This window comes from Mesorhizobium sp. M5C.F.Cr.IN.023.01.1.1, assembly GCF_003997585.1.
In the GTDB taxonomy this organism is placed as follows: domain Bacteria; phylum Pseudomonadota; class Alphaproteobacteria; order Rhizobiales; family Rhizobiaceae; genus Mesorhizobium; species Mesorhizobium wenxiniae.
Window position 1 is genome coordinate 1 of the sequence record NZ_RZSU01000165.1, and the last position, 10,345, is coordinate 10,345.

Annotated in this window: 6 protein-coding genes and 1 pseudogene; 4 read left to right on the forward strand and 3 right to left on the reverse strand. The window is 63.0% G+C overall.

What is annotated here, in order from left to right:
- The first annotated feature begins 626 nt into the window (after positions 1 to 626).
- The 4 genes from EOA78_RS33480 to EOA78_RS33495 all read left to right on the forward strand — a co-directional run bounded on the left by EOA78_RS33480 (position 627) and on the right by EOA78_RS33495 (position 6,022).
- The gene (locus EOA78_RS33480; protein ID WP_127319802.1) at positions 627 to 2,027 is read left to right on the forward strand and encodes a lipopolysaccharide biosynthesis protein; all 1,401 of its coding nucleotides are present in this window, start codon (positions 627 to 629) and stop codon (positions 2,025 to 2,027) included.
- Positions 2,027 to 3,307: a GNAT family N-acetyltransferase gene (locus EOA78_RS33485; RefSeq protein WP_127319804.1), complete on the forward strand. Its 1,281-nt coding sequence runs from the start codon at positions 2,027 to 2,029 to the stop codon at positions 3,305 to 3,307. Before EOA78_RS33480 ends, EOA78_RS33485 begins: the two co-directional genes overlap by 1 nt.
- Before the next feature lie 365 nt (positions 3,308 to 3,672).
- Positions 3,673 to 4,239 carry a hypothetical protein gene (locus EOA78_RS33490; RefSeq protein WP_245477962.1) on the forward strand — a complete coding sequence of 189 codons (567 nt, stop codon included), beginning with the start codon at positions 3,673 to 3,675 and terminating at the stop codon, positions 4,237 to 4,239.
- A gap of 370 nt (positions 4,240 to 4,609) precedes the next feature.
- Positions 4,610 to 6,022, forward strand: coding sequence for a site-specific integrase (locus tag EOA78_RS33495; protein WP_127319808.1), 1,413 nt, complete (start codon positions 4,610 to 4,612; stop codon positions 6,020 to 6,022).
- A gap of 177 nt (positions 6,023 to 6,199) precedes the next feature.
- Here EOA78_RS33495 and EOA78_RS33500 read toward each other — a convergent pair whose 3' ends face one another.
- From EOA78_RS33500 to EOA78_RS33510, 3 genes and pseudogenes are all read right to left on the reverse strand, one after another.
- A complete protein-coding gene (locus EOA78_RS33500; RefSeq protein WP_127319810.1) occupies positions 6,200 to 6,562 on the reverse strand; it encodes an SPW repeat protein in 363 nt (120 codons plus the stop codon).
- 209 nt (positions 6,563 to 6,771) lie between these two features.
- Complete coding sequence (locus EOA78_RS33505; RefSeq protein WP_127319812.1) at positions 6,772 to 7,986, reverse strand: HlyD family efflux transporter periplasmic adaptor subunit; 1,215 nt, start codon at positions 7,984 to 7,986, stop codon at positions 6,772 to 6,774.
- Between the two features lie 5 nt (positions 7,987 to 7,991).
- A pseudogene (locus EOA78_RS33510) lies at positions 7,992 to 10,345 on the reverse strand (FtsX-like permease family protein); the annotation flags it as partial.

Genomic DNA, 10,345 nt, shown 5'->3' on the forward strand with positions numbered 1-10,345 from the left:
TGCCCGTGTGGTTCGGGCAAGAAGTACAAGCATTGCCACGGCGCGTTTGCGTAAGCTTCTCTTCTCCCCGTCACTATACGGGGAGAAGGTGCCGGCAGGCGGATGAGGGCAGCGCGGACGTTCGAGATGAGCAAATCTCCCCACCTGAGGGGGAGATATCAGGCGGCCAGGGGGGCGCTGTCCCGCCGGCTTGATCCGCTAGTATCCCGCGAAAGCGACTTCGTCCACAGTCACTTTCTCAAACCATCTTCACCGACATTCACCCATTGTGAGGGGAACGGACGAACGCAGCTGTATTTCGTCCGTCTGCTCGGCTTGCGGTTGAGGCACCTATTTCGGTCGGAAGCAGTCGAACTGCGAGGCTTTTCTACCGGCGATAGTCCAGAGTTTCTACGGCAGAATGGCGCTCGTCGGTGAACTTGAACGCATGATTGTCTGATACCGCGACCCACGTCAGGCATTATTGGGCAGCGTAAAATTCTCGAAAGTCGCCGCCGCCCCTCATCCCCCTGCCGGCACCTTCTCCCGTATAGTGACGGGGAGAAGAAAGCTCCCACCCAACCGTTTCTTAATGTGTTTTCGTTAGACGCATAGCCAGAAAAGAGGCGGAAAACGGAGAGTATTGGGTGCGCTTTTCCGCGGCGACGACAGCCGGGCGGTTCCTGCCGCAGCGCCTTGCGCTGCGCGTAGAGCCGCTGCTTGGCCGCATCGATGCCGTGCTGTTTACCGCCGACGAGCGCGGCGAAGCCGGCCGCATGTCGCTCATCGCCTTTTCCATCCGCATCGTCAGCGCCGTCATCGCCTTCGTCAGCCAGGTGCTGATGGCGCGCTGGATGGGCTCATTCGAATACGGCATTTTCGTCCTCGTCTGGGTGACGATGGTCATCGTCGGCAATCTCGCCTGCCTCGGCTTCCACACCTCGGTCATCCGCTTCATTCCCGAATATCGCGAGCGCAACATGCTGGCCGAACTGCGCGGCATCGTGCTGACCAGCCGCCTGTTCGTGCTTATTGCCTCGACCGCGATCGCCGGGCTGGGCGCGCTCGGCGTCTGGCTGCTCTCGCCCTTCATCGAAAACTACTATGTCGTGCCGTTCATTCTCGGCCTCATCTGCATGCCGATGATCGCCATGTCCGATCTGCTGCAGGGGCTGGCGCGGGCCAACTCATGGGCGCTGTTTGCACTGGCGCCGACCTATCTGGTGCGGCCGATGCTGATCCTGGCGCTGATGGCGCTGATGCTTCTGGTCGGCTTTGCGCCCGACGCCAGGACGGCGATCTTCGCCTCGATCGCCGCCGCCTATGCCACCACGCTCGGTCAGCTCATCGGCATCACGTCACGCATGGACAGGAATATCCCGGCCGGGCCGAAGAAGGTTCATTTCGCGCAGTGGTTCCTCGTGTCGCTGCCGATCTTCCTGGTCGAAGGCTTCTTCTTCCTGCTCACCAACGCGGACGTGTTGATGGTCGGCGCCTATATGGACCCCAACGACGTCGCCGTCTATTTCGCCACGGTGAAAACGCTGGCGCTGGTGCATTTCGTCTATTTCGCGGTCAAGGCCGGCGTCGCCCAGCGCTACGCGCAATTCACCCATGGCGAGCCGGAAAAGCTCGCCGCCTTCGCCCGCGAAACGGTGTCGTGGACCTTCTGGCCGTCGCTGGCGATGGCGCTGCTGGTGCTGGTGCTGGGCGAGCCGATGCTGAGTCTGTTCGGCGCCGAATTCGTTGCCGGCTACCCCCTGCTGTTCCTGCTGGTCTTCGGCGTCGTCGCCCGCGCCGCCGTCGGCCCCTGCGAAAGCCTGCTCACCATGAGCGGCAATCAGAACGTCTGCGCCGCCGTCTACGCCGTCACGCTGGCCCTCAACATCGGTCTCAATCTGGTGCTGATTCCGCTTTTCGGCCTGTGGGGCGCGGCGATGGCCACCGCCTTCGCGATGATCTTCGAGGCCGGCGCGCTGTCCTTCACGGTGTGGCGCAAGCTCGGCATCGTCATGGCCATTTTCGTAGCCGCCGAAGGAGCCGCATGATGGCTGCCATCCCGTTGCTTGAGGAAACCAGCGGCGGCCCGGCCGGCGCCATGGTGTCCGGCCTCGCCGGGCTCGCCCGCGAAGCCGACCCCGCCCATATCGAGCTCTTGGCCAACGACCGGCCCGAGCGCAAACTGGCCGTCTACCCGGCCTCCGCCGGCTTCGATCTGGTCGAGGAACTCGACTATCTCTGCACCCGCACGATCGAGCCCAACGTCTTCTTCAACCCGCGATTCCTGGCGCCTGCCATGCCGCGGCTGGAAGACCGCGAGGTGCGGCTGGCGGTCATCCGCGACGGCGACGAATACCGCAACCGGCTGCGCCTGCTGGTGCCGTTGTCGGTGGAGCGGCCGGGCGTGCCGCTCGGCGTCCCGGTCATGCGCACATGGTCGAGCCCGTTCGGCCCGATCGGCACGCCGCTGGTCGACCACGACGATCCCGTCGGCGTCATCGAGGATTTCTTCGCGATGCTGTCGCGGCCGCATCTCAAATTGCCGAAGGTCTTCGTCCTGCCCGACATCCGGCTCGACGGCCCGGTGGCCAGCCTGCTGGCCACCGTCGCCGAGACGCGTGGCCTGACGCTGGTCACCACCGGCAAGGCCGAACGCCCGATGCTTGAAAGCGGGCTCGACGGCGAAGCATATTTGAAGGCCTCGCTGCGCTCGCACCACTATCGCGAGTTCCGCCGCCTGAAGCGCCGCCTCGCCGACCTCGGCAGGCTGGAGCATGTCGTGGCGCGCGGACCGGCAAATATCCGCCACGCCATTGAACGCTTCCTGACGCTTGAAGCAGCAGGCTGGAAAGGCCGCGAGCGCACCGCCATGGCCATCGACCGCTACCGCGCCGCCTTCGCCCGCGAGGCCGTGCACCGGCTGGCCGAACAGGATCTGTGCCGCATCCATTCGCTGACGCTCGACGACCGCACCATCGCCAGCCTGATCGTCTTCGTCGAGGCCGGCGTCGCCTACACCTGGAAGACGGCCTATGACGAGACGCTCGCCGCCTATTCGCCGGGCACGCTGTTGATGATCGAGGTGACCAGGCAGCATCTCGACGACCCCAACATCATGATGACCGATTCCTGTGCCGTGCCCGACCATCCGGTGATGAGCCGGCTGTGGACGGAGCGCAGGCCGATCGGCACCCTGGTCATCGGCCTGACGCCGGACGCCGACCGCCTCGCCCGCCAGGCGGCGTCGCAGCTTCACCTCTACCGCGAAACCCGCAACATGGCGCGCCTGCTGCGCAACCGGATGAAGAGCTTGCTGGGACGGCGGTAGGCTGGTGGTGCTGCTAGTTCCTCGACCCAGGGATTTTGACAGGTCGGGCCAATCAGCAGCGAACGTCGATAATTCCCGTCAGTGGCAAATCGCAAACCTCCAGGATTAGCCGCAACACCCCTCCACTTCATCATCCCCGGGCGGAGCAAGGAGCGAAGCGACGCGGCGCAGACCCTAGGATGACGAAGGCACAGTCGAGGCCTAGGTCATGAGGCTTAATTCTCCCGACCAGCGGAAAGGATTAGCATCGGCGATAATCTCGGCCGCGCAACCAGCATCATTGCCGCCTTGCACGGCAGAACAAAAAAATCTGGGAGGAATCCATGACGAAAACAACTTACTTCAGGCGCCGCAGCATTCTCGCTTTGACTGGCCTCATCGGCGCCTGCCTGACTGCGGCTGCAGGTCAGGCCGCCGAGCCCGACAAGGCCGAGATCGATGCCCTGAAAAAATCGCTATCCAAGTACGAAGACTACAAGGCCGCCATTCGCGACCTCTATCTGTCGACGGTCGGATGCGTTTATTACAGCGGCGAAAAAGTGGCTGGCGCTATGGATTACCCTAAGGGCGCGATGGGCATTCATTTCGTCAACGTCGCGAGCGTCAGCCCGACACCAGATCCGACGCGCCCCAATGTCCTTATCTATGAGCCAGTCGACGGCGGCCTGCGCCTGGTGGCCGTGGAATGGCTTGCACCGTTGACGCCTGACACCAAGGAGCCGCCGAAACTCTTTGGACAGAAATTCCAGGGGCCGATGGAGGGGCATTATCCGCTTATTCCGACGGAGTTCTACCACTACGATCTTCACGCCTGGCTGTTCAAGGACAACCCGCTCGGAATGTTCAGCCCGACGAACCCTGACGTGAAATGCGACAATTACGCGTTTCCGATGCCGGAGCAGCCGACCAAGATGGTCCCGGGGCCGATGTGATGGCGACCTGAGCTACGGAGTCCGATCTAATCAGGAAGGACCGGCCTCGTTGTCAGGAAGGACCGGCCTCGATTGTGATTATCCCAGGATGCTCCCGGAACACATCCCGCCGAGCTTCCAAGACATCTCGGGTGGAAAATGGTGCCCCTAGCCGGGATCGAACCAGCACTCCTTGCGGAACTCGATTTTGAGGGGCCGGATATGCTCTATCCTTTGTATATCCGGCGGTATCCGATTTCCCGATAACAGATTGCCAGCACTAGCTTTTTTCGGCTCTCGGGTCACACATACCTAACCGGAGACACGCTACGGTTGGCTTTCCGAGTGCACCTATTCTGCACCTGAAATCCGACTTCAACGGAGGCTAGGCATGCCCAAAATCAAGCTCACAAAGACCGCTGTCGACACCGCAACCCCGCAGGAGCGCGATTACGAACTCCGAGATACGACGATACCCGGCTTCCTTGTCAAGGTCACGCCCACTGGCCGCAAGATTTTCATGGTCGCCTACGTCGCTCACAACGGCCAGCGCCGGAAGCCGGCCATCGGGCGTTACGGCGAAATCACCGTCGAGCAGGCCCGCAACATCGCCCAGGACTGGCTCGCCGAAGTGCGGCGCGGCGCGGACCCGAGCGCCGAGCGGGCCTCTGCTCGTCATGCCCCTACGGTCAAGGAACTCTTCGATCAGTTCATGACCGACTACTCGGAGAGCCGAAATAAGCCGTCCACGGTCGGGTCGAACCGCGGCTACGGCAAACGTTATATCATCCCGATCCTGGGACACATGAAGGTTCCCGATGTCACGCGCGCCGACATCTCCCACCTCATGAAAAAGATGGCCAGGAGCCCGACCAACGCCAACCGAGTGCTGGCGGCTGTTCGGAAGATGTTCAACATGGCCGAGGTTTGGGGCATGCGGCCGGATGGCTCCAACCCGTGCCGGCACATCCCGAAATATCCTGAGCGCGGTAAGACCCGCCTAATCACCGACGCGGAACTACGCAAGCTGTTCGAGTATCTGGACCGCGCCGACGCCGAGGGGCTCGAACATCCCTTCATCCTTCTCGCCATCCGGCTCCAGTTCGAGTTTGCCGCGCGGATGTCGGAGATCATTCAACTTGAGTGGGCTTGGATCGATTTCGACAATCGCCGGGTCGTTTGGCCCGACAGCAAGACCGGCGGCATGTCGAAGCCCATGAGCGCTGAAGCGCTAAGACTTTTCGAGACCGCGCCGAGGCTGGAGGATTCGCCGTTCGTTTGCCCGTCCATCTTCGACCCCAATCTGCCGATGTCGAAGCACACCTATTCTCACGGCTGGAGACGCATCCTGCAGCGGGCAGGTCTGCCCCACATTGGTACGCACGGCATTCGCCACCGCTCCGCCACCGACATCGCAAATTCCGGCGTGCCGGTGAAGGTTGGAATGGCGCTCACGGCCCACAAGACCGTGACCATGTTCATGCGCTACGTCCACACCGAGGATGATCCGGTACGGGCGGCGGCCGAGGTTGTGACCCAGCGCCGCTTGTCGTTGGTCGGCGGAGCGCCAGCTCCAACGCCGGACCCAATCGTCGTGCCCGAAGCCTCGGCGGTTGAACCACCAGTCCAAGTCGAACCCGCGCCCATCGGGCCAGACGGCAAGCCACTTGGCTTTGAAGATGGGGCCTACACCTCGCGTACACGCCTTGGCAATTACCGTCCCTACCGGCACCGCAGCGGCGAGAACCGCGCCGTTCCTCCCGGCAGCAAGCACGCCGAGGCGAAGGAGGCGAACCTTGGCTGAGAAGGATCAGACCACTTGTCCCCGCGGGACCAGAATGGCGAAGGGCCGATATGCAAATCGGCCGGCGCTAACGTACGCGGATCGAGAGAAATCAACGGCCATCCGGCGGACCGGATTGCAATCGTCGGTTGATGATTGCCGCTGGCCGGGCTTACCCTAAACGAGCACCTCCGGTCTCTATTGCTGGTTCCCGGCGGCTGCGCCCGGCGAAACTGTCACACCCAGGGTGAGAATGCCAACCACGACGGCGTTCAACGTCAGGATCAAGCTTTGGAAGCCGAGGATCCAAGGCGAAGCAACGAGCCATATGCCGATGGCGGCGTTCACCCGACCCTCCCAGGCGGCGGAAACCGTAAATGGCGCGATGGAAATCACCATCATCACAACCCCCACGACAAGGAAGTTCAGTAAGGTGCCGCCATTGATCTGAGACTGTGATGGTGGTCCCATTTCCAGATGCACAAGGACCCAAGGGGAAATAAGGACCCAAAGGGCGATCATCGCCCTGAGAAAGGGCCCCCTCCAGGATTTCTTCTGCACATCGACCCTCCTCGTTGCCGGCAGACGGACTGATGGAAGTCACATGGAAATCCCGTTGGAGATTTATCTCCTTGACCAAGATCAAACCGGCGCGCCTTAGACACAGAATGGGCGCACCCGTCATGCGCAAACGAACTGCTACTTGCGCGGCGCAGCCGATCAACAGCTGACCGGACCGCTAGACTATAAACTAGCGGGCGAGCTACGAGCTATCGGATTATGCGTTCTTGAACCCTTGCTCCGTCCGCTACTCGGTCGCTCGGGTGCAGCACGACGCGATCGCCCGCCGCAAGTCCGGACTCAATCTGCGCTACCCGGCTGTTGCGTTGGCCGATCTTCACGATAGAGGTGCGTGCGCGTCCGTCCTTGACGACGTACACAGCCCAGTCGTCGCCCTGTCGAAACAGCGCCGCTACAGGTACCGTGAGCGCATTTTCGTCCTGCCAGCTAGTCACGTGCACAATCACGCGATAATCATGCCCGAGCGCTGACCAGAATTCGGGTGGGTCAACGAAGTCGATCTCGGTGTGGACCCGCTGCTCCTCTATCCCGAGCGCAGAGACCTTGAGGAAGCCGGCCGGGTCGACACGAGTCACCTTGCCGTTGAGAGCCTCACCACCCCACCCGTCGATCCGAACGGCTGCGCCGGGTTTGATCTGGACCGCGTCGATCGAAAGCAGGTCCGCCACCACCTGCAGATCGAGCGGATCGCCAATCTCGACGAGCGGCGCCCCGGCCTGAACCATGCCTTCGCTCTCCTGAATGATGTTCAGGACGCGGCCGCTCACCGGCGCGCGCAGCTGGATGCAGCAGGCCGGATCCGATCGCGTCGCGTCGTCGGCAGGCTGGCCGAGTCGCGCCTGGATCATGGACTGCTCGTTGCGGCGGACTTCGACCTGCGCCTTCGCGCTCGCCAGAGCGGCCTCGTTTGCTTCGACATTGAACTTTGCTTTGTCGAGGGCCTCTTGTGAGATGGCCTCGGTTCGCACCAGCTTCTCCGCCCGCTGCAATAAGGTACGCGAGTAAGCCAGGGTCGCCTCGATCCGCTTCACCTCCGCTCGCGCGGCTGTCAAAGCCGCATCGGCTGCACCAAGCGCCGCCAGCAATTCTTCGTGAGTGCGGATGTCATGAAAGCTGGGGGTAGTCGGCTGCATCACAGCCACCACTGTTTCGTCCTGGGTGACCTGGTCCCCGACATGAAGCGGAGGCGAAATCCGGAGAACCTTGCCGGCAATCGGCGCGGACAACGTATAGACATGGCGCACCTCGGTCTTGGCCTCGTCGTCGACCGTGACCTCCATTGGGCCCCTAGCCACCATCGCCAGGTCGACGGGGATCGGCTGCGGCCATGCGAACCAGATCGCCGCCACCGCTATCAGGCCAACGGCCGCGCCGCCGATTCTCTTCATCCATTTGGTGCGCATGGTCTTCAATCCCGCGTCTTGAGAACGGCAACGAGGTCCAGTCGATTCACGCGTCTTCCGACGACCAGCGCGGAGAGAACCGCCGCCGTGACGACGATCGCGCTGGCGTAGACATAGGTGGCCGGCTCGACGACGAGACGCACCCGCATCAGCTCGCCGGCGAGGTTTGTCTTCATGATCCACGCCAGCCCATAGCCCATAGCCCAGCCGGGCGGCTGCGCCATCAGCGTCAGCAGACCAAGCTCGAGCAACAGGATGCGCGACACCTCGCCGCGCGTGAAGCCGAGCACCCTGAGGCTGGCAAGTTCGCGGGCACGCTCGGAGAGCGACACCCGAGCGCTATTGTAAACCACGCCGAAGGCGATGACGGCCGCAAGCCCCGTATAGATGCTGGACATTGTCGTGACGATCAGGGCAGTGACTTCGCGGAAGTTGGCGAGCGAGCGGTCCTGCAGCGCCAGGCTGCTGACGACAGGCATTGTCTTGAGGGCGGCGTAGAACTTATCCCGGTTGCGCTCGTCCAGGCTGACATTGACACCGTTCGCCGCCGGCGCCTCGCGCAGTAGCCTGGCGAGCGCTTCCTGGTCCATCATGCCGCGGATGCCGAGATAGTCCTCGATCAGTGCCGCAACCGGCAGTGAAACGGTCCGGCGGGAACCTTCGAGCAGGTCGACCTCCACCGTGTCGCCGACCCGCACGTCCAGGATCTGGGCGAGCATGCCTGACATTGCCAGGCCGGATTCAGGAAGGACGACCGGCAGCAAATCGGCATCGATGACCCGGTTGAGGTCGGCATCGCGGGGCCGCGCACGGATCATGATCCGGCGCTCGACATGGCGGTTGCGGATGCGGACGGGGACTTCCCGGTACGGCTCGACAGCGAGCACCCCCGGAAGCCTGGCAACCTGGAAAGCGACCTCCTGCGGCCGCTTCTCGAAGAGGCTCACCGTCGCATCCTGGCGACCCGCCAGGAAGTAGGTGACGTCGACAAGCTGCTCCATGGTCCCGCCGGTAAACAGCGACACGATCAGGATCGCCGTCGCCAGCGCCATTCCGAGCGCCGTGAATGATGATCGAATCGGGTGCCGCCCGACGTTGCGCAGCATCATCCGCGTCGGCTGCGAGACGAGATTGGTGAGGCCGAGCCCAGCCGGCAACACGCGATGGAAGCTCGGCGGCGCTGGCGGCTGCATGGCGACCGCCGGGGCCAGACGGACTACTTCCCGCAAGGCGCGCAACGCGCCTATGACCGCCGCGACCAGGCTCAGCGCCGCGGCGATGACGTAGAGGTCGGGAGATTTCGCGAAGAGCAGGAACGGGAAGCGAAAAAAGTCGTCGAGAAGGTGCGTGATGTACGCGCCAAGCCAGGTGCCGACCACCCAGCCGATGACGATGCCGATCGCTGCGATGGCCACGACGAATTTCAGGTAGTGCAGAACGATCGCGGCGTTGCGATAGCCGACTGCCTTCATCAGTCCGATCTGCTCGCGCTCGAGCGAAACCAGGCGGCTCAGCGTGAGGTTCACAAGGAACGCCGAGACTAGAAGGAAGATCGGCGGCAGGGTGCGGCTCATGTTGTTGAGCATGTCGAGCTCATGATCGAGCCACGCATGGGATATCTGGTCCTTGCGTCCGTAGGCCGCGCGCCCGCCATAGCGGTCCAGCAGGGCATCAAGGCGCGTCGTCACCTCGCGCTCGGACGTTCCCGGAAGAAGTTTTACCGAAACGGACGAAAACGCGCCTTCGAGATCGTAGGCGCTGGCCAGCGCGCGCTCGGACATCCAGACGACGCCGAAACGGCGGCCGTCGGGAATGACGTCGCCTGGTCCGACGGCGTAGACATATTCGGGAGACAGCGCGATCCCGATTACCGTGAGGCTGCGCTTGCGCCCGTTGAGGATCGCGGCAAAACGCGAACCCACCGTGAAACGGTGCGCCTCGGCAAAGCTCTCGTTGACAACTGCTTCTTCCTGCCGGTTCGGGTCGGGCGTGCGGCCGGCACGCATGTAGAGGCGATTGAGCGCCCGCTCGCCGATTTCCGGCAACGAAACGACGAACCCCGTAGCCGGCTCGGTCATGTTCGCACGTCGAGCAGCGCATACTTGGCGATGCGCCCATCGACGGCAGCGACGCCGGGGATTTCCGCAATTCTGTCGAGGACGCCGTTCGGCGCGCGGCGTACCGTGGCAAAGACGTCGGCAAACCGATAGCGCTCGTAGTAGGCAGCCCTCGTCTCGTCGAGAGAGCGGTACGAGCCGACAGCCAGGATGACCGTCGCCACGCCGCCGCCGACGACCAGCGCGATGGCCAGCGCCTGCGCCCAAAGGCGGCGGAGGTCGCGGAAGAGCTTGATGTCGAG